This is a genomic window from Nocardia sp. 2TAF39 (assembly GCF_052114905.1).
Classification (GTDB): domain Bacteria; phylum Actinomycetota; class Actinomycetes; order Mycobacteriales; family Mycobacteriaceae; genus Nocardia.
In genome coordinates, this window is sequence record NZ_JBFRFQ010000037.1 from 1 (window position 1) to 19,094 (window position 19,094).

The window sequence follows — 19,094 nt, forward strand, 5'->3', positions numbered from 1 at the left end:
CGCGCGGTCCCTGAGAACCCATCCCCCCATTGTGGTCGGTGACCCTCGACGCCCTCGTGCTGGTCATGAAATGTCGATCCGTATCTCGCCCCGCGTCAGGCCGATTTGCTGTGAACCAATGGACTCAACTCAGCCTGACACGCAGGGCCGAGAGGCGCTTGTGGGACGTCGACATCGAGTCGTGACGCTGGCGTGGCGTCCGGCGGCTCAGCGCCGTCAGGCCGAACAGACCTGACGGCGTTTTGCGTCTCCGACTCGGGTGGTCTCACAGATGCTTGGCGAACTCCGCACGCCTGGATATCAGATGTCCCGTTCGACCACCGGCTCATCGCCATCCCGAGCTGCACACTCCGGTGCCTTCGCAGCGCGGGGCTCACAGCGCCTCAGCGGCGGCCCTGCACTTCTATCGCCTGCGCCCAGCAAACGTAACGGCGCTCAATGTCTTTCGCCGATAGGGAGGAACCGCACGCGTCGTGGATATGAACAGTACGATCCGTAGGATGGCGCCGGAGAAAGGAGGCCCACGTGGAGTGCCCGCGCTGTCGCCAAGACTCACTTGAAAAGGTTCAGATCACGCGCTTTGCGATCAAGGTTTCCAAGTGCCCTGAATGTGATGCAATATGGCCGATCGACGGACCCGTAGGACCGTATAACTTCGTTCAATTTCAGCTCTTTCTGGAGCTCGTGGGAGAGACTGAAATGGAAACGCCTTACGAGCAGCTGGGCCCGCTTCAGCGCGCATCTGCGGCGAGCTTCCGTTCGGTGCTGCACCCGACGCCCCTCGGCGCGGCTGCGCAAGCGCGGCATCCCGGCGCAGGTCGAGCAGCCGACACACCGACGAACAGCTGATCCAGCGCACCACAATCTCCCTTTCCGTACCCACCGCCCGCCTGTTGACCGTCTGATCAACGCCGAGGGCGCTAGCCTCATGCGCATGTGGCGTTTCGGTGGATTCCTAGTAGGAATTGCGGCGGTTTCGCTAGTGGCGGGCAATGTGTTCGCCGGGACTGCGCGCGCCGCGACCGACGACCAGGTGCGGTGCGCGGTCACCTCGGGCCGCGACCTGGAACGGGCCGCGCCGGAACAGGTCGGGTTGGACGCAGCGCGGCTTCAGGAGGCGCTGACATTCGCCGGCGAGCGAAACCGGCTCAACGTGCAGGTGTTCCGACACAACTGCCTGATCGGCGAGGGGCCGACGAACGATCAGACCGGCAACGTCGCGTGGAACATCTGGAGCGCGACCAAGAGCGTTGTCTCCGTTCTCGCCGGAATCGCCTGGGATCACGGCAAACTCGATCTTCAGGCGCCGATCGATCGCTATCTGCCCGCGGGGCTCGGCGACGCGGAACACCGGTCCATCACCGTGGAGAACCTGCTCACCGAGACGTCGGGCATGCGGATCGGGGTGCTGACGGAAGGTGTCACCGGCGTGATTCCGATCGACCCGAACAGCGCGGTGCAGGCACTGGGCGTGTCGCTGGACAATCCGCCCGGCACCGCCTTCGCTTACAGCCAGCGCGATGTCGACCTGCTCTCGTACGTGATCGAGCTGGCCGTCGGGGAACCATTGCAACAGTTCGCACAACGTGAGCTGTTCGATCCGCTGGGCATTCTTCGCAGCGACTACTATTGGGCCCGCGACCGCGCCGGACACACCTACGGCTACGCGCATCTGATGATCCCCCCGAACGATTTCGCCAAGCTCGCGCTTCTGGTGAGCAACAACGGGGAGTGGGGCGCGCAGCACATCGTGTCCGCCGACTACCTGCGGAAGGCCCGCGAGCCGTCGCCCGCGAACCAGTGCTACGGGTACCTGTTCTGGCTCGGGCCTGGCTGTATCGAGATTGCCGACTTCCTGCCGACCGACGTATATGCGATGTCGGGGCTCGGCCTGCAAGACGTATTCGTCATCCCGAGCCTCGATCTCACCGTGGTGTGGACGGGCGTCTATGGAAACGTCAGTAGCCATGGCGTCAGCGGGGTCGCACAGAACACAAAGGAACTGCCCCACGAGTTCTTTCGCAGGCTGTTCGACGCGTTCTACGACCGACCGGTGCCGGACCCGGGCCCATACATCGAACCGCCGATCCGGCTGGACCTCCGCCGCACCGTCGACGCGAACATCCTGCTCGCGGTCTTCGGCATCGGACCGTCCGCCTACCCGGGCTGCGACGTCTTCGCCTGCCTGAACTACCCGCTGGCGCCGCCGTTCGCCGACACCGCCCCGGGCTGCGCCATACTCGCCTGCCTCGGACCCGATCCGCGGGCCCCCGGCATCCGCTGAGTCACGTCACCGCATGGGGCGGACGCAGGGCACGATGGTTTCCGGAGCGATACCCGCCCGGCCCGGTCCTGCGTGTCGGGGAGCCCATTCCTATTGATCTGCGGACAGATCAATGACCCAGCCGTGCACGACGTCGGTACACAACCCGGCATGATGGCGTTTGCGTAGTGCCTGGGAGATCGGGGGCACTACCATTGGCGACCAAGCGACCTCGACGACGGGACGGGCACGCGCATTTCCGGCCCGCTCAGTGGTCGGCGAGACGTGCGAACCGCGCGGTGTCCATGTAATCCCGGAACAACACCACCTTGCCGTCTCTGACCCGAACCACGTTGACCGATGTGCGGACGCGGGCTCGCTCGGCGCCGGGGTGCGTCATGTCGACCTCGTTCTCCACCAGAAAGACCTCGGGGTCGGTGGTCTCGTAGACCTGGGGATGGATGCCGTGCACCTCGATGCCGGACAGCCCCGACCACCGCTTCGCCAGGTGCTCGCGAATCGCGGCCCGCCCCTCGATCCGAGCCGGGATGCCCGGAATTACGAAGGGAATCTCGAACACCGCATTAGGCGCGAACAGCTCGACGAACGCGGTCGCATCACGCTGCTGGAGCCGACCGAACAACTTCTCGACCAGCTCACGCGAACTTTCCACCGAACCTGTCGCCACCATTCGACACCTCCGAATTAAGCGGAACGTATGACCCGCTTATCATTCGGAACGGCGGCCCCGTTTGTCAAGGGGCACGTAGACTCGATCACCGTGACCGAGCCCCAGCGTCGACCCCTGCGCCCCGACGCCCGCCGGAATCGCGACCGGGTACTCGCCGCCGCACAGGAAGCGTTTGCCGCGGAAGGACTTTCCGTGCCACTGGACGAGATCGCGCGCCGGGCAGGTGTCGGCGCGGGCACCGTCTACCGGCATTTCCCGACCAAAGAGGCGCTCTTCGAGGCGGCGATCGTGGACCGGGTGGACCGGATCATCGCGCTCGCCCACGAGCTGACCACCGCGCCCGACCCCGCCCGCGCCTTCTTCGATTTCCTCGCGCGCCTGGTCGAGGAGGGCAGCGTCAAACGCGACCTCGCCGACGCCGTGGGCAGCACCGACGCCCCCGAATACCCTAAACCGGTATACGAACTGCGTACGGCGATCGGCACGTTGCTGACTCGCGCCCAGCACGCCGGCGCGGTCCGCACCGACATCGACGCCGACGACCTGATGCGAATAATCAAGGGCGCCTTCCACGCCACGCACAGCGCCACCCCCGCCCAGCGCAACCGCGCGTTCGCGGTCGTCCTCGACGGCCTGCGCACTCGCTGAAGGGCTTGCCGACCCAGCGAGCGGTGCGAGTGATTCAGCGGTCGCTGAGCAATACCTCGGCGATCTGAATGGTGTTGAGGGCAGCACCTTTTCGCAGGTTGTCACCTGAGATGAACAGGGCGAGTCCGCGGCCGTCAGGGACGCCGGGGTCCTGGCGGATACGGCCGACGAGGGAGTCGTCGATGCCCGCGGCGGCCAGCGGGGTGGGCACGTCGACCAGTTTCACGCCGGGGGCCTTCGCCAGGATCTCCTTGGCGTRCTCGACCGAAAGCGGCTCGGCGAACTCGGCATTCACCGACAGCGAGTGGCCGGTGAAGACAGGGACGCGCACGCAGGTGCCGCTCACCGCCAGATCCGGGATGCCGAGAATCTTGCGGCTCTCGTTGCGCAGCTTCTGGTCCTCGTCGGTCTCGCCGGAGCCGTCCTCGACCAGCGCCCCGGCCAGCGGAAGCACGTTGAACGCGATCGGCGCGACGTACTTGTTCGGCGCGGGAAAGTCGACGGCGCGGCCGTCGTGGGTCAGCTTCTCGGCATCGCCGATCACCGCGCGTGCCTGGCTCGCCAGCTCGTCGACACCGGCAAGGCCGCTGCCGGACACCGCTTGATAGCTGGACACGATCAGGCGACGCAGGTTCGCGATGTCGTGCAGCGGCTTGAGCACCGGCATGGCGGCCATGGTGGTGCAGTTGGGGTTGGCGATGATGCCCTTGACCAGGTTGCGGGCCTGCTCGGGGTTGACCTCGCTGACCACCAGCGGCACCTCGGGGTCCTTGCGCCAGGCCGACGAGTTGTCGATCACCGTGACGCCCGCCGCGGCGAATCGCGGGGCCTGCACCCGGGACATGGTCGCACCTGCGGAGAACAGGGCGATGTCCAGCCCGGACGGGTCGGCGGTCGCACTGTCCTCGACGACGATTTCGCGGCCGCGCCAGGGCAGTGTCTTTCCCGCCGAACGCGAGGAAGCGAAAAACCGCACCTCGTCGGCCGGGAAGTTGCGCTCCTCCAGCAGCTTCCGCATGACGGCGCCGACCTGTCCGGTCGCGCCGACGACGCCTACTCGAATTCCCATGGTTTACCGTCCTGTTCCCGCGTGGACCACGGCCACCTCGTCGCCGCCCAGATCGAAGGCCTTGTGCAGCACCTTGACGGCCTCGTCCAGTTCGGTGTCCTTGACCAGCACGGAGATCCGGATCTCCGACGTGGAGATGAGGTCGATGTTCACTCCCGCCTTGGCCAGCGCCTCACAGAAGGTGGCGGTGACGCCGGGGTGACTCTTCATGCCGGCACCGACCAGGGAAACCTTGCCGATGTGGTCGTCGTAGAGCACCTGGGAGAAGCCGATCTCGTCCTGGCGCTTGGTCAGCATCTCGACCGCGCGGGCGCCCTCGCTCTTCGGCAGTGTGAAGGTGATGTCGGTCTTGCCGGTCTCCACCTTCGAGATGTTCTGCAAAACCATGTCGATGTTGATCTCGGCGTCGGCGACGGCGCGGAACACCTTGGCGGCGAAGCCCGGTTCGTCCGGCAGCCCGACGATGGTCACCTTGGCCTCGCTGCGGTCGTGCGCGACGCCGGTGAGGAGTGCTTGCTCCAAGGGGATGTCCTCCATCGATCCGTAAACGTAGGTGCCCTGCTTGTCGGTGTAGGACGAGCGCACATGGACGGGCACGTTGTAGCGGCGGGCGTATTCGACGCAGCGCAGCATCAGCACTTTGGCGCCGCAGGCCGCGAGTTCCAGCATCTCTTCGTAGGAGACCTGCTCGAGCCGCTGCGCGTCGGGCACGATCCGCGGGTCGGCGGTGAAGACGCCGTCCACGTCGGTGTAGATCTCGCAGACGTCTGCGTGCAGCGCCGCGGCCAGCGCGACCGCGGTGGTGTCCGAGCCGCCGCGGCCCAGCGTGGTGACGTCCCTGCTGTCCTGGCTCACCCCCTGGAAGCCCGCGACCAGCACGACGAGGCCCTCGTCGAGCGCGTCGCGGACGCGGCCCGGGGTCACGTCGATGATCTTGGCGTTGCCGTGTGCGCCCGTGGTGATCACGCCCGCCTGCGAGCCGGTGAACGAGCGGGCCTCGGCGCCGAGGGAGTGGATCGCCATGGCGACCAGCGCGTTGGAGATACGCTCACCGGAGGTGAGCAGCATGTCCATCTCGCGGGCGGGCGGCGCCGGCGAAACCTGCTGTGCGAGATCGAGCAGCTCGTCGGTGGTGTCGCCCATGGCCGAGCAGACGACCACCACCTCGTGGCCCTGCTTCTTGGTCTCCACGATCCGTTCAGCGACGCGCCGGATACGCTCGGCGGTCGCCACCGAGGATCCTCCGTACTTCTGAACAACGAGAGCCACGACAGGGTCCTCCCCGATCGACAATCAGCAGGTAACAGTCACCCAGACTACCGGCCGGGGCCCAGCGGTTTTATTACTACCTGCCCGGCCTGTGTAAAAGACCACAGCCGCAGCGGATCCCGACGGCGCCGTCGGCGCCACCGAAAATGATGGACGATGTGCAGATGAAGAGCATGCTGCTCGAGGTGAGAACGGGCCACAGCGAAGTGGTGCAGGACATCACTCCGCAGTGCGCGACATTCGTCCGCGAGGCGGACGGCGACGGACTGTTGCACATCTTCGTGCCGCATGCCACCGCCGGGATCGCGGTAATGGAATTGGGCGCGCACAGCGATGACGATCTGCTTGCCGCGCTGCGGGATTTGCTGCCCGCCGACGACCGGTGGCGGCACGCGCACGGCTCACGCGGGCACGGTCGCTCGCATGTGATGCCCGCGCTGATCGCGCCCTACGCGACCATTCCGGTGCTCGACGGCACGCTGGCGCTGGGCACCTGGCAGTCGGTCGCGCTGGTCGATCTCAATGTCGACAATCCGGACCGGCAGGTGCGACTGTCGTTCCTCGCCGACGCGGGCTGACCCACCCGAGGGCTCACCGGCGGCGAGCAGTCGGTCACGTAGTGCTGACACATGGCCTTTCCGCGCCCGGAGACCCTGGCGCTCGATGCGGTGGCCGTCGGGTGGGTGATCGCCTCGGCAGGCGAACAGGGCGCCGTGTCAGGCTTTGGTCAACCAGGTGATCTGCGCGCCGTTGCCGAACTCTCTGCGCTGGGCCGGGGTGAACAGTGTGGGTCGGAACGCACCCGAGAACGCGGGCACGCCGCCACCCGCTACGACCGGGTAGCTCTTGATGATCATCTCATCGAGTTCGCCGAGCAAATCGGCGGCGAGCTTGCCTCCACCCGCGAGCCAGATATCACCCCCCGCTTCCTGCTTGAGCCGTCGTACGAGTTCGACCGGGTCCCGCTCGATCAGTTCGACAGCCGGGTCGTCGATCCGGCCCAGTGTGCTCGACACCACGTACTGCTTCATATGGGCGTACGGGCTGGTCACGCCGATCGACAGCGCGGGCTCGTACGTGCCGCGGCCCATCACCACCGTGTCGCACCGTTTATTCGGCTCGTCCACCGCCATTCCGGTACCCGAACGCGCATGGGTCGGGACGAACTCCGGATATTCGGACTTGGTCCAAGCAACCATCTCGGCGTCGTACGGATAGAAGTCCCACTCCCCTGCCGGGCCGGCGATGTAGCCGTCGAGGGACACGCCTACGTAGTAGACAAGCTTTCGCATACCAGTACCGCCTACATCGTTGTACTCTACTTGTAGTTATTTGAAATCTAGTACTACAAATGGAGTGGTGTCAAGTGCGGACGAATCCGGAGCGGCGGCAGGCGCTCGTCGACGCGGCGATCGAAGTCCTCGCGCGCGACGGCGCGCGGGGCCTGACCTTTCGAGCGGTGGACAAGGAGGCGGCCGTGCCCGCAGGCACGGCATCGAACTACTTCGCCAGCCGCGACGATCTGCTGACCCAGGCGGGCGGCCGATTCTACGAGCGGTTACAGCCGAGCGCGGCCACCATGGCCAAGCTGACCGAAGGTCCGAAGAGCCGCGCGAACATCACCGAACTGATGAAGGAGACAGCCGGGCGCATCGAGGCGTTCCGCACAGGTTATCTGGCACTGCTCGAACTACGCCTGGAAGCGACGCGACGTCCGGAACTGCGCGCGGTGCTGACCGAGCGGGTGCGCAAAGACATCGAGTTCAACGTGCGCAACCACCTGGAGGCGGGCCTGCCCGGCGACGAGAAGTCGGTGCTACTGCTCTACCTGGCACTGAACTGGCTGATCGTCGACCGGCTTACGCTGCCCGAGGTGTTCACCGAGGAACAAGGTCAGGACCTGATCGAGGCCGCCGTCGAGCGTGTGATCGGCCCGGACGCCTGAGTCGCGCCACGCCGCCTGCTGCGGGGTGGTTGTGACTCGCCTCACTCCGTTCGATAATGGGGCGATGATGGCGAATGTCGGAGACCGACTCTGCGTGCACGGCCACGTTGTGGGAGAAGGGGACCGTCAGGGCGAGATCATCGAGGTCCGCGGGCCGGACGGGACGCCACCCTACGTGGTGCGTTTCACCGACGGCCACGAGTCGCTGGTGTATCCCGGACCCGACGCGATCGTCGAACACAACGGGTCGGACTGAGCTGAGCGTGCCGCTTGCCGCGGCACGTCACCACGAAAGCAACCATCCCGGCGATCAGCACCTTGCCGACCGTCTCGATGATCGCATCGACGTCGACGGCCGGGTGCCGGCTGAGCTGTCCGTCGCGCAGAACGAACGCCGACGGGCTCGGCACCGACGCTGAAGACCACGCGTTCACCTTGGCCTTCGGCGCCGTCGCCGGTGCCACCCCGCCACCGAACGAGGCGGCGGAAACACCACGGCCCGTCGGATTCGTACGGCTCCCCGAAGACACGCGCACACTGATCGCTTCTCGCGCCTGCCCAGCAGTTCGGCATATTTCATGACGACCTCTCACTCCGACGGGCGGCCTCGCACTGTCCCGTTGGCCGATTCCTTTCGAGTAGCAGGCGGATGGTCGCAGCGCCGGAAGGTGGGCGCCTACCTCGAGTGAAATAGGGGCGCGGCGAATCGGACCGGCGCCCACTCGACCGGGGTGCGACGATGTCACCATGATCGGTTCCAAACGGGCTCGGTTCCAGCCGGTGGCCGAAGGCGCCTCGGTAACCCAGCTCGAGCTGTTTTTCGACCTGGTGCTCGTCTTCGCATTCACCATGGTCACCGACCTGGCCGCACAGGAGACCAGCGCGAAGAACATGCTGCGTGCGCTGCTCGTCCTTGCCCTGATGTGGTGGCTGTGGATCGCCTATTCCTGGCTCGGCAACACGGTTCGCGCGGACGAGGGCATCGCACGGGTCGCGATGTTCGCCGCGATGGGCGGCGGGTTCATCGCCGCGCTCACCATTCCGGAAGCATTTCGCGACCTGCCCGGCGGCTGGTTCGGCCCGTTGGTATTCGCGATCGCCTACCTGATCGTGCGACTGGTACACGTCGGTATGTACTGGCTGGCCAGTTCCGAGGACTCGCAACTGCGCAACCAGGTGCTGCGCTGGGCGCTGGGCTCGATCACCATCGGCACCACGCTACTGATCATCGCGGCGATGACATCGGGCGTCGTGCAGATCGTCTTGTGGATCGCCGCCATCGCGGGCGACTATCTGTGGACGCTGTTCGCCGGCACCGACTGGCGGGTGAATTCGGCCACCCATTTCGCGGAGCGGTACGGGTTGATCGTCATCGTCGCCCTCGGTGAATCGATCGTTTCGATCGGCATCGGGGTGGCCGGTCTGCCGATCTCCTGGCCGATCGCGGTCGGCTCGATGCTGGGTCTTGCGATTTCGGGGCTGCTGTGGTGGGCGTATTTCGACGTGGCCGCCTTGGCGGTGGAACACGAACTCGTGCGCGCCGAGGGTGCGCGGCAGATCAAGATCGCGCGGGGTTCCTATACCTTTTGGCATTTCCCGATGATCGTCGGGATCATCGGGCTGTCGCTCGGACTGAAGAAAGTTCTCTATTACGTCGGCGACTCGTCGCACCACACCCTGACGGACGCGCTGTACGGAATTCCGCTGTACGCGCTCTACGGCGGTGTCGTGGTGTATCTGATCGCGTTGGTCGGTTTCAAGCACTACGCGACAGGCACCGTCACGGTGTCCCGAGTGGTCACCGTCGTGGTGCTGATCGCGCTCGCCCCGCTGGCATGTGCGCTGCCCGCGCTGGCATCACTTGCGCTGCTGTGCGTGGTGCTGATCGCGCTGATCGCCTGGGAGACCGTCCGATTCGCGCAGCCGCGGGACGAGATCAGGCACGCGACACACGACTGAGCTGGTGCCGGACGCCGTTTTCGGCGGGCGTCGGACCGTACGCGGACGGCGGCACCCGAACACCGTCACGGACCGCGTCACGGATCTGATCGATGTTCTCGCGCAACATATCCGAGACGAGTTCATCGGTGCGCGGATCCTCCAGCACCTGGAACACGATACGGAATGTCGTGTCGGCGATCAGCCGGATGATCTCGTCGTGGAACGGGATGTAGCGCACCCTGCCTGCCTGCGGGTCCTTCTTGATCAGGTCGACGATCATCTCGTCCAGCTCGGCGCGATTCTCCTCCAGCGCGGCCGCGATGTTGCGGGTGTAGTGGCCGGTGCGCAGGACCTGCACCACCTCGTCCATCACCGCGATCGTCATCGGACGGCGAATGGCGTCCACGATGGTCACCACGAACCGGTTCACCACCGCGGCGGTCACCCGGTCGCCGAAGACGCGGTCGGCCACCCGGCCGAGTCGGACGACGATCACCACGATCCGCAACAGGCGGAAGCCGCGGAAGAACGGACTGGTCACCGGGATCATGCCGAGGACCTCGTACCAGTAGACGAACGGGAAGGTCCACGGCCAGCCCGCGCGCCGCCAGCGCCACAGGAACTCCGCGGCGAACACCGCGCACACCGACCAGTCGACAATCACGATCGTGTGACGGGTGTGGCCGGACACCGGGAAGAAGGTGATCCAGGCGACCAAAACGACGGAAACCATGGCCAGCGCCAGCATCAGGAAATCGGTCCACAGTGTGGGCGGCTTGCGTGGAAACTCCTGTGGCTCCGGCACTTCCCGGAGACCGTAGCTATCCATGCGCGAGCTGGTGGTGGGAGGAGCGGACACTGAGAATCCCTTCGACGCCGAACGGTGTCGCCGACAGTAGTACGCCGGCAGCCCGCTCGGCACTGCTGGCAATTCCGGGCGGTAGGTGCGGTCGCGGCGCTGCCGCTCCTCCGAACTCAGTGGCCCGCGCGGACGATCGCCTCGATATTGCGCTCGGCCAATGCGGTGATGGTGAGCGACGGGTTGACTGTTCCGGTGCTGCCTGGCACCGCGGCGCCATCCATCACGTACAGGCCGGGATGGCCATGCACGCGTCCGTAGTTGTCGGTGGCCCTTCCGAGCACTGCTCCCCCGAGCGGGTGTGCGGTGAACAGCGCGTTCGCGTCGTAGCCGAGCGCGCTGTACTCGACGAGCGCACCGGCTCGTTCGGCGATCCGGTGGTCGACCGCCTTCGCAGCGGCCACGATGTCGTCCCGGTTCTTCGCGGACCAACTGAGCCCTACGCCGTTCGTGGCCCTGTCGTAGCCGAACCTGGTGCGGGTCGGGTCCAGGACCATACCGAGAGAGGCGAGCGCGCCGGTCTCGAACGGGATGCCGGGGATGTACCAGCTCTCCAGAGTCAGCGGCGCGCCTGATTCGTCGAAGATTCGACTCGCACTCGGCACGCCCTGACCATGGCCGGCCAGCGCACTCGCGCCGCGGGCGAGCACCACGTCGCCGTTGGTGCCCCACCCGTCACCGATGTGTTCGTTGAGATGCGGCAGCGCGCCGGTGGCCTGGGCGCGGACCAGCAGCTCCGAGGTGCCGACCGAGCCCGCGCCGAGAAAGAGCCGATCGCAGGTGAGCGTGCGGGTGGCGAGGACGTCGCCGGTGGGCGCCAGTTTCGTCACGGTGACCGAGTAGCGGCCGCCGGGCTCCTGCGCGATGGCGTCGACCCAGTGGCCGGGGTAAACCAGGCTGCGGCCGGTGTCCTGCGCATACTTCAGGTAGTTCTGGTTCAGGTCGAACTTGGCGCCGTTGGAGTTGCCCAGATTGCTCCGTGCCGCCGTGGCCGAGGCCCTGCTGGCTCCGGCGAGTTCCGCGCGCAGGATGTCCCAGGTGAAGATCGAGTCGTTCGCCTGCGGCTCGTAGCCGGCCCTGCGGACCTGGTCGTCCCAGGCCCGGGAATGCGTGAACGGCGAGGAATTGTAGATGTCCGCGGGCATCGGGCTCAGCCGCAACATCTCCCGCACCCGCGGGTAGTACACGCGGTCCATTTCGCCGTAGTCGACGGTGCCGCCGAAGACGTGGTCGAAGAAGCGGCGTTCCGGGGCGATCATGGCTCCGGTGAAGATCACCGAGCCGCCCCCGACGGCGGCCGCCCGCCACACATCGATACCCGGGTATTCGGTGCAGTCCAGCACGCCGCCGAAGTCGGCGAACCCGATCGGCATCTTGGTGACGCCGGTGAAGTGGGTGCGATGCCAGAAGCCGCGGCCGTCGGGCAGATCGTCGCCGGTGAAGATCTCCCGCCACGGATCGTTGGGCCAGCGCGAACCGCGTTCCAAGACGGTGTTGGCGATCCCGGCCTGGGCCAGGCGCAGCGCCGTCACCGCGGCACCGAAGCCGGAGCCGATCACGATCGCGGGCGAATGCTCGGGCGGATCGGGGAGCGGCGCGAAGATCTCCGGCACCCAGGCGCGAAACAGCCCCTCCCACATGGGATCAGCAGACGCGACGCTAGTGCCGAAGGACGATCCGGCAACACCGAGCAGCGCGGCCGTGCCCGCCGCCTTGAACAAGGCGCGTCTACGCAACCCAGGTACCTCCGTCATCAGGTTCTAGCGGTGCGCAGATTACCGGCATTCCCGTTCGGTGAACAATTATTCGCGCGGGAGCTATGCGCCGAACGGCCGCTCGTCGGCCCGGCAGGTCGCGCCGGGGGCGGGAAGTTGCAGGTCAATAAGGTAATGCTCGCGCAGCAGGCGGGTGCATTCACCGGCCGTGGTGTGCCCGCAGCCACCTTCCGCGACGACCAGCCTGGCACTCACCAGCTCCTGCTGGGCCCGGCGCACAGCGGTCAACGGGGTCACTGGATCGAATCGGTTGTCGAACAGCAGGGCTGGGGTGCCCGAGCACAGGATCCACGACCCGGTACAGCGCTGTGCGTATCGCTCGGGCACAGTTGGTCAGGAGGCATAGGTTTGGCTCAGATATAGCCAGAGACACCGTAATTCGGCGACACTGGTGCGAGTTACTTTGCCAGCGTTGGTCATTGGTTCGGATCACGGCTGAATGTGTTGTCCGCGCATGAGATCGCGGTGAAGAAGTCGACGAAATCGAACGATTATGTAGTGGCCGCGAGAATCTCGCCGACGACATCGGGATTGTCCGCCGGACCGCGCTCCAACTCGGCCGACGCGGGCCACCCTTCCTTCGGGCCGAACAACAGAGCGCGTGCGACGGCAGCACCTGTGAGCGAGGTGACCGTCCGCCTTCCCTTACCACAGTGGGCTCTTTCCGGAGACGTTGCAGCACAGCGTCATTGCGGGGGCATCGGCGCGGCGCGTAGGCGGTGCGCATCTCCAGGACGCCCGCCTCCTAGGCCGACAACAACCGGACCACCGCGATGACACCGACCACGACGATGACCGCGCGCAGCACGGTCGGCGGCATCCGCCTGCCCAACCTCGCACCGAGCTGACCACCGATGATCGAACCGAGCGCGATCAGCACGGCCACCCGCCAGTTCACGTTCGCTACCACGATGAAGATCAGGGCGGAAACCCCGTTCACGATCAGCGCGAGCGCGTTCTTCACTCCATTGAGGCGCTGCATGTCCTCGTGCACGAAGACGCCGAGCAACCCGATCAGCAGCACGCCTTGGGCGGCGCCGAAATACCCACCGTAGACGCCCGTCGCGTAGATCGCGGCGAAGAGGATCGGGCCGCCGTGTGCCGGGACGGGGGTATCGCCGTTCTCCCGCTGTCGCTTGACCCAGTGCGCCAGCCGCGGCTGCACCACGACCAGCACTAGTGCCGCGATGATCAGGATGGGCACGATAGCCTTGAACGCATCCGCGGGCAGCACGAGCAGCAGCACAGCCCCGGTGATACCGCCGAGCAAGGACGCGGCGCCCAGCCGCAGCAGCCTGGCCCGCTGACCTGCAAGTTCGCGGCGATAGCCGTGCACACCGCTGATCGAGCCGGGGACCAAGCCGATGGTGTTCGAGACGTTCGCGGTGACCGGCGGCACGCCGAACGCGAGCAGAACAGGAAAGGTGATCAGGGTGCCCGAGCCGACAATCGTGTTGATACCGCCCGCCGCGATGCCCGCACCGAAGACAGCCAGTTGCTCCAGCCAGGTCATAGCAAAATCCTTCGACGTCCCACTATCGGACCGAACGCTAGCTGGTCTTGTCCGATGACCCGACGACCGGACCGCCCTTTCCCGGCGGTATGGCGGCACGGTAAGCTCGCGGACATCATGCAGCGGGCACTTCTTCTCGGCCGCCGCGACGGGGTCTGATCGGACCGGCTCCCGTCGCGGGGTATCGCCGCGCCGGTCGACCCAACCCTTTGGGATACACCACACCCACGGAGAAAATCGCCCATGTCCCCCGCTGACGCCTTCGTATCCAGCACCCGCACCATCACCGTGCCGAGCAAACCCGCTCCCGCCGACCAGCCTGCTTGGAACAAGCAGAAGAACTCCTCGATGCCGACCTTCCGCTACCGGCCGTTCGCCGAGGAGGTCGAGCCGGTCACGCTGCCCGACCGCACCTGGCCGAGCAAGGTCATCGACCGGGCACCCGGCTGGTGCGCCGTCGACCTGCGCGACGGCAATCAGGCGCTGATCGACCCGATGAGCCCGGCCCGCAAACGCCGCATGTTCGACCTGCTGGTGCGGATGGGCTACAAGGAAATCGAGGTCGGCTTCCCTTCGGCGAGCCAGACCGACTTCGACTTCGTCCGCGAGATCATCGAGGACGGCGCGATCCCCGACGACGTGACCATCCAGGTGCTCACTCAGTGTCGGCCCGAGCTGATCGAACGCACCTTCGAGGCCTGCGCGGGCGCGCGGAACGTGATCGTGCACTTCTACAACTCCACCTCGATTCTGCAGCGGAAAGTGGTGTTCCGCGCCGACCGGGCCGCCATCGAGAAGATCGCCACGGATGCCGCGGCGCTGTGCCTCGAGATCGAGGGACGCTACCCGGACACCAACTGGCGCTACGAGTACAGCCCGGAGTCCTACACCGGCACCGAGCTGGCGTACGCCCTGGAGGTCTGCGACGCGGTCTCCGAGATCATCGCGCCGACGCCGGACAAGCCACTCATCATCAACCTGCCCGCCACCGTCGAGATGGCAACCCCGAACGTGTACGCCGACTCGATCGAGTGGATGAGCCGCAACCTGGCCCGCCGCGACGCCATCGTGCTCTCGCTGCACCCGCACAACGACCGCGGCACCGCGGTGGCCGCCGCCGAGCTGGGTTACCAGGCGGGCGCCGACCGGATCGAGGGCTGCCTGTTCGGCAACGGTGAGCGCACCGGCAACGTCTGCCTGGTCACCTTGGGGATGAACCTGTTCTCCCGCGGCGTGGACCCACAGATCAACTTCTCCGACATCGACGAGGTCCGGCGCACCGTCGAATACTGCAACCAGCTGCCCGTGCACGAGCGCCACCCGTACGGCGGCGACCTGGTCTACACCGCCTTCTCCGGCAGTCACCAGGACGCCATCAACAAGGGCTTGGACGCGATGAAGACCTCGGCGGACGCCGCCGAGTCCGACGTGGACGACATCGTCTGGGAGGTGCCCTACCTGCCGATCGACCCGAAGGACGTGGGCCGCACCTACGAGGCCGTCATCCGGGTCAACTCGCAGTCCGGCAAGGGCGGCGTCGCCTACATCATGAAGACCGACCACGGATTGGCTCTGCCGCGGCGGCTGCAGATCGAGTTCTCCCAGGCGATCCAGCAGATCACCGACGGCGAGGGCGGCGAGGTCACCCCGAAGGAGATGTGGGACGTCTTCCACGAGGAGTACTTGAGTCCGATCCGCCCGCTGGAGCGGATGCGCCAGAAGGTCACCGCGTCGGAGACCGACGGCGGGGTCGACTCGATCGTGGCGGTGATCAAGGTCGACGGCGTCGAGCAGGAGGTCACCGGCACCGGCAACGGACCGCTCGCGTCCTTCGTCGACGCGATCGCCGCCGTCGGCTTCCACGTACAGGTGCTGGACTACTCCGAGCACGCCATGTCCGCGGGCGACGACGCCCAGGCCGCCGCCTACGTGGAATGCGCGATCGGCGACAAAGTGGTGTGGGGCGTCGGCATCGCCACCTCGATCACGACCGCGTCGCTGCGCGCGGTGGTGTCCGCGGTCAACCGCGCCCACTGATTCCGGGAACGGCGCGAGAGCCGGGTGCCGCGGCAGGTCGACTGCCCGGCGTCCGGCTCTCGATCCTGCTGGCGGAGGCCACATGTGGGTTGCGTATCTCCCGGCCCGTCTGCCGCGGATACCGCGACACGAGGCATCGAACCCCGTGCTAGCGTGGATTCGCACTCAAGCGCCGAGCTCACTGCTCGAATTCCCGAGCAGATGGGGGAACCGTGACACCAGACGACCAGAACCCGACCTCTCCGCCCTGGCTGCAGAGTCATTCCGTGGACACGGCCGACGTCACCGGGGCGGAGTCATCGACCGCCGACCCGTCGACCGACCAAATCGGCGGCGCGGAAGCGAAGGAAACCGACGTGGCGGATGCGCCCGACCAGCCGGACGCCGATCAGGGACCACCCGAGCCGCACGGTTCGATGGACCAGACGACGGCCTACCCGAAGGCCGCAGGTCCCGCACAGGGCTACGGCTCGTTGCTCGGCCCCGAATCGTATGACCCGTACGCCCAGCCGAATTCCGGTCCGTACGCGCAGCCGACGTTTCCGGCGGAGCCATACGCGGCCGGTGCGTTCCAGCCGTCGTCCGGCCAGAGCGGTAGCCAGCCCAGTGCCCCGTCGGCGGAGCCGCAAGGGCCGAATCCTGGTTACAACGAGTACTTCCAGCAGGAGATCGGCAACGACGGCCTGGTCCGGCGGGTGCCCCAGGACGCCCCGAATCCGGAAGCCGGTGCGCCACAGTCCGATCAGGCGAGCGGCCCGATCTACAGCTGGGCGCCGCCTCCTCCGCCGGTGACGCATCAACCGCCGCCGGCCTATCAGCCTCCGCCGCCTCCGGTCGGACTGCCGTCGGGGCCGAGTTGGCAAGGCGGGCAAGGGGCGCCGAATCCGCCGCAGCCCGCGCAGCCGTTTCAACCGCAGCATGTGCCGCAGCCCGGCCAGCCCGGACACTCGGTCAATGATCTGAACCTGCTCAAACGGGCCCGCAGGGCGCCGCGCAGCGGGTGGCGCCGTGCAGTGCACAAGGCCTCCGGCGGCATGATCAACCCGGGTGAGTCGGCGGCCGACCTCGTCTACCGCGACCTCGTCGAGCGGGTGAACCAGCCGGTCCGCGGTGACTACCGGATCGCGATCCTCTCGCTGAAGGGCGGCGTCGGCAAGACCACCACCACGGTCGGCCTCGGTTCCACGTTCGCGTCGCTGCGCGGTGACCGGGTTATCGCGATCGACGCCAACCCGGACCTCGGCACGCTCGCCCACCGGGTGCCGCGGCAGACCCGCTCCACCGTGCGCAACCTGCTCGAGGACGACCACATCTCCAGGTACTCGGACGTGCGGGCGCACACCTCGCAGGCGCCGAGCCGACTGGAAGTGCTTGCCAGCGAACAGGATCCGGCGGTCTCCGAAGCGTTCAGCGAGGCGGACTACCGCAAGGCGATCGGCGTACTGCAGTCGTTCTACAACATCATCCTGACCGACTGCGGCACCGGCCTGATGCACTCGGCGATGGCGGGCGTGCTGGATATGGCCAGCTCGCTGGTGCTGGTCACCTCGCCCGCGATAGATGGCGCGCGTAGCGCATCGGCCACGCTGGACTGGCTCGACCACCACGGGTACCGCAACCTGGTCGAGCGCACCGTGGTGGTCGTGAACGCGTCACGGCGCGGCGCGTCCACCGTGGACCTCGACCAGCTGCGCAAGCTGTTCCTCGACCGCACCCGCGCGGTACAGGTGGTGCCGTTCGACGACCACCTCGCCGAGGGCGCGGAGATCGATCTCGAGCTGGTGAGCAAGCCGACGCAGCGGGCGCTACTGGAACTGGCGGCGATGGTGGCCGACGACTTCGAGTACATCGGCTCGCAGCCGCAGCATCCTTACCGGTACCAGGGGCCACCCGGGATGTGATTCCGGTTCGACCGGGCCTGACATCCCGCAAACCGACAAGTCGCAGGTCGCCCGTTCATCGTCTCGACGTCGGCGGGCTGGGAGTCTACTGGCGGACATCCGGGTGCGACTGATAGGCGGCTGCCGCAGCGTTCGCTGGGCCCGGCGCAGGCTGCGGGCAGACTTGGTCCGGCTGGGTCCATCAAGCATCCGCCGTCACGATCGCGGCCGCCGACTCGAAGGCCGCGAGCAACGCGCCGATGGCCGGACGGCTGTCGGCTCGCGGCCTGGTCGCCAGTTCGTACCTGCGGGCGGCGCGGACACCCGACAGGCGCAGCACCGACAGCTCCGGATTCCCCACCGCATAGCGCGGCATCAGCGCGACACCGTAGCCCGTGGCCACCAGGGCTTCGATGACGCTGAAATCGTTGAGACGCTGCGCAATTCGCGGTTGGACTCCGGTGATGGTGGCGATCGAGCGGAGCACGTCGTCGACCGGGAAACCGCCGCGTACGCTCAGCCACGTCTCGTCGGCCAGTTCCTCCGGCGTGACGGCGGTGCGGCCCGCGAGCCGATGCGTCGGCGCCGCGACGACATCGATCGGTTCGCGCATGAGCACCCGGGTCGCGACGCGCGGGTCGGCGATCGGCGCCGCGCGTTCGTCGCGATGGGTCAGCACCACGTCGTAGTCTGCGAGCAGCCGCGTCACATCGGACGGAGGGACATCCTCGTCCCGTGCGACTACGTCGACACCGCTGTCCGCCATGCCGGGCAACACGTACGGAAGCAGCAGCGCGCCGCCCGAGGGGAACACCGCGACGCGCACCCGGCCACGCGGCGAGCCGCGATAGTGCGCCATTTCGGCAACCGCGCGATCCATCGCCGCGAGCACCTCGTCGGCGCGCATCACCAGCGCGCGGCCCGCGTCGGTGAGCCGGACCCGCCTGCCGTCCGGTTCGAGCAGGGCGACGCCCGCCTCCTTCGCCAATACCTTGAGCTGCTGCGACACCGCCGACGGGGTCATCGAAAGCGCGGCTGCGACGGCGGCGACGGTTCCGCGATCGGCGAACTCGCGCAGCACACGCAGCCGCTCCAGTGCCATCGGCGGCCCGGGCGCTGCCAGTTCGGCCGGCGACACCATTAAGCGATGCTACATCGATAGTCCATATTTATTCGATTGTTCTGATTATTCATCGGACCCACC

Annotated in this window: 17 protein-coding genes; 8 read left to right on the top strand and 9 right to left on the bottom strand. The window is 66.8% G+C overall.

What is annotated here, in order from left to right; translation table 11 throughout:
• Nucleotides 1-982: 982 nt before the first annotated feature.
• Entirely contained in the window at nucleotides 983-2,284 is a 1,302-nt protein-coding gene (locus AB4Z47_RS21530; protein WP_441953108.1) for a serine hydrolase domain-containing protein, read from the top strand.
• 247 nt (nucleotides 2,285-2,531) lie between these two features.
• Here the strand turns inward: AB4Z47_RS21530 and AB4Z47_RS21535 are convergent, their stop codons facing one another.
• Nucleotides 2,532-2,954, bottom strand: a complete 423-nt coding sequence (locus AB4Z47_RS21535) for a nuclear transport factor 2 family protein (protein ID WP_441953109.1) — start codon at nucleotides 2,952-2,954, stop codon at nucleotides 2,532-2,534.
• Nucleotides 2,955-3,044: 90 nt separating this feature from the next.
• Between AB4Z47_RS21535 and AB4Z47_RS21540 the strand changes: the two genes are divergently transcribed.
• Nucleotides 3,045-3,602, top strand: a complete 558-nt coding sequence (locus tag AB4Z47_RS21540; RefSeq protein ID WP_441953110.1) for a TetR/AcrR family transcriptional regulator — start codon at nucleotides 3,045-3,047, stop codon at nucleotides 3,600-3,602.
• 34 nt (nucleotides 3,603-3,636) lie between these two features.
• On the opposite strand, the gene AB4Z47_RS21545 is transcribed toward AB4Z47_RS21540, so the two are convergent.
• Nucleotides 3,637-4,671 (bottom strand): aspartate-semialdehyde dehydrogenase, encoded by a 1,035-nt coding sequence (locus AB4Z47_RS21545; RefSeq protein WP_441953111.1) that lies wholly within the window; start codon nucleotides 4,669-4,671, stop codon nucleotides 3,637-3,639.
• Nucleotides 4,672-4,674: 3 nt separating this feature from the next.
• On the bottom strand, nucleotides 4,675-5,940 hold the full coding sequence (locus AB4Z47_RS21550; RefSeq protein ID WP_441953112.1) for an aspartate kinase: 1,266 nt from the start codon (nucleotides 5,938-5,940) through the stop codon (nucleotides 4,675-4,677).
• A 164-nt stretch (nucleotides 5,941-6,104) separates the two neighbouring features.
• Between AB4Z47_RS21550 and AB4Z47_RS21555 the strand changes: the two genes are divergently transcribed.
• Nucleotides 6,105-6,518 (top strand): secondary thiamine-phosphate synthase enzyme YjbQ, encoded by a 414-nt coding sequence (locus AB4Z47_RS21555; RefSeq protein ID WP_441953113.1) that lies wholly within the window; start codon nucleotides 6,105-6,107, stop codon nucleotides 6,516-6,518.
• A 138-nt stretch (nucleotides 6,519-6,656) separates the two neighbouring features.
• Here AB4Z47_RS21555 and AB4Z47_RS21560 read toward each other — a convergent pair whose 3' ends face one another.
• Nucleotides 6,657-7,232 (bottom strand): dihydrofolate reductase family protein, encoded by a 576-nt coding sequence (locus AB4Z47_RS21560; RefSeq protein ID WP_441953114.1) that lies wholly within the window; start codon nucleotides 7,230-7,232, stop codon nucleotides 6,657-6,659.
• 74 nt (nucleotides 7,233-7,306) lie between these two features.
• On the opposite strand from AB4Z47_RS21560, the gene AB4Z47_RS21565 reads away from it, so the two are divergent.
• The 3 genes from AB4Z47_RS21565 to AB4Z47_RS21575 all read left to right on the top strand — a co-directional run bounded on the left by AB4Z47_RS21565 (nucleotide 7,307) and on the right by AB4Z47_RS21575 (nucleotide 9,844).
• On the top strand, nucleotides 7,307-7,885 hold the full coding sequence (locus AB4Z47_RS21565; protein WP_441953115.1) for a TetR/AcrR family transcriptional regulator: 579 nt from the start codon (nucleotides 7,307-7,309) through the stop codon (nucleotides 7,883-7,885).
• A 64-nt stretch (nucleotides 7,886-7,949) separates the two neighbouring features.
• Nucleotides 7,950-8,141 (top strand): DUF1918 domain-containing protein, encoded by a 192-nt coding sequence (locus AB4Z47_RS21570; RefSeq protein WP_357268325.1) that lies wholly within the window; start codon nucleotides 7,950-7,952, stop codon nucleotides 8,139-8,141.
• 491 nt (nucleotides 8,142-8,632) lie between these two features.
• Entirely contained in the window at nucleotides 8,633-9,844 is a 1,212-nt protein-coding gene (locus AB4Z47_RS21575) for a low temperature requirement protein A (protein WP_441953116.1), read from the top strand.
• Here AB4Z47_RS21575 and AB4Z47_RS21580 read toward each other — a convergent pair.
• The 4 genes from AB4Z47_RS21580 to AB4Z47_RS21595 form a co-directional block, all read right to left on the bottom strand.
• On the bottom strand, nucleotides 9,822-10,685 hold the full coding sequence (locus tag AB4Z47_RS21580; RefSeq protein ID WP_441953117.1) for an ion transporter: 864 nt from the start codon (nucleotides 10,683-10,685) through the stop codon (nucleotides 9,822-9,824). The two genes, AB4Z47_RS21575 and AB4Z47_RS21580, sit on opposite strands and share 23 nt — an antisense overlap.
• A 116-nt stretch (nucleotides 10,686-10,801) precedes the next feature.
• Complete coding sequence (locus AB4Z47_RS21585; protein ID WP_441953118.1) at nucleotides 10,802-12,439, bottom strand: GMC oxidoreductase; 1,638 nt, start codon at nucleotides 12,437-12,439, stop codon at nucleotides 10,802-10,804.
• Nucleotides 12,440-12,502: 63 nt separating this feature from the next.
• Nucleotides 12,503-12,787 (bottom strand): alpha/beta hydrolase, encoded by a 285-nt coding sequence (locus AB4Z47_RS21590; protein ID WP_441953119.1) that lies wholly within the window; start codon nucleotides 12,785-12,787, stop codon nucleotides 12,503-12,505.
• A gap of 418 nt (nucleotides 12,788-13,205) precedes the next feature.
• A complete protein-coding gene (locus tag AB4Z47_RS21595; RefSeq protein ID WP_441953120.1) occupies nucleotides 13,206-13,973 on the bottom strand; it encodes a sulfite exporter TauE/SafE family protein in 768 nt (255 codons plus the stop codon).
• A 243-nt stretch (nucleotides 13,974-14,216) separates the two neighbouring features.
• Here AB4Z47_RS21595 and leuA point away from each other — a divergent pair, with 243 nt between their 5' ends.
• Both leuA and AB4Z47_RS21605 read left to right on the top strand, forming a co-directional pair.
• Nucleotides 14,217-16,010 carry a 2-isopropylmalate synthase gene (gene leuA, locus AB4Z47_RS21600; RefSeq protein ID WP_441953121.1) on the top strand — a complete coding sequence of 598 codons (1,794 nt, stop codon included), beginning with the start codon at nucleotides 14,217-14,219 and terminating at the stop codon, nucleotides 16,008-16,010.
• A 266-nt stretch (nucleotides 16,011-16,276) separates the two neighbouring features.
• Entirely contained in the window at nucleotides 16,277-17,911 is a 1,635-nt protein-coding gene (locus tag AB4Z47_RS21605; RefSeq protein WP_441953122.1) for a MinD/ParA family ATP-binding protein, read from the top strand.
• Nucleotides 17,912-18,092: 181 nt separating this feature from the next.
• Here AB4Z47_RS21605 and AB4Z47_RS21610 read toward each other — a convergent pair whose 3' ends face one another.
• Nucleotides 18,093-18,992: a LysR family transcriptional regulator gene (locus tag AB4Z47_RS21610; protein WP_441953162.1), complete on the bottom strand. Its 900-nt coding sequence runs from the start codon at nucleotides 18,990-18,992 to the stop codon at nucleotides 18,093-18,095.
• Between the last annotated feature and the right edge of the window lie 102 nt (nucleotides 18,993-19,094).

Coding starts and splice junctions, on each gene's coding strand:
- AB4Z47_RS21560 (WP_441953114.1), bottom strand. CDS start 7,232: ATGCGAAAGCTTGTCTACTACGTAGGCGTGTCCCTCGACGGCTACATC.
- AB4Z47_RS21575 (WP_441953116.1), top strand. CDS start 8,633: ATGATCGGTTCCAAACGGGCTCGGTTCCAGCCGGTGGCCGAAGGCGCC.
- AB4Z47_RS21570 (WP_357268325.1), top strand. CDS start 7,950: ATGATGGCGAATGTCGGAGACCGACTCTGCGTGCACGGCCACGTTGTG.
- AB4Z47_RS21555 (WP_441953113.1), top strand. CDS start 6,105: ATGAAGAGCATGCTGCTCGAGGTGAGAACGGGCCACAGCGAAGTGGTG.
- leuA (WP_441953121.1), top strand. CDS start 14,217: ATGTCCCCCGCTGACGCCTTCGTATCCAGCACCCGCACCATCACCGTG.
- AB4Z47_RS21535 (WP_441953109.1), bottom strand. CDS start 2,954: ATGGTGGCGACAGGTTCGGTGGAAAGTTCGCGTGAGCTGGTCGAGAAG.
- AB4Z47_RS21610 (WP_441953162.1), bottom strand. CDS start 18,992: ATGGCACTGGAGCGGCTGCGTGTGCTGCGCGAGTTCGCCGATCGCGGA.
- AB4Z47_RS21595 (WP_441953120.1), bottom strand. CDS start 13,973: ATGACCTGGCTGGAGCAACTGGCTGTCTTCGGTGCGGGCATCGCGGCG.
- AB4Z47_RS21585 (WP_441953118.1), bottom strand. CDS start 12,439: ATGACGGAGGTACCTGGGTTGCGTAGACGCGCCTTGTTCAAGGCGGCG.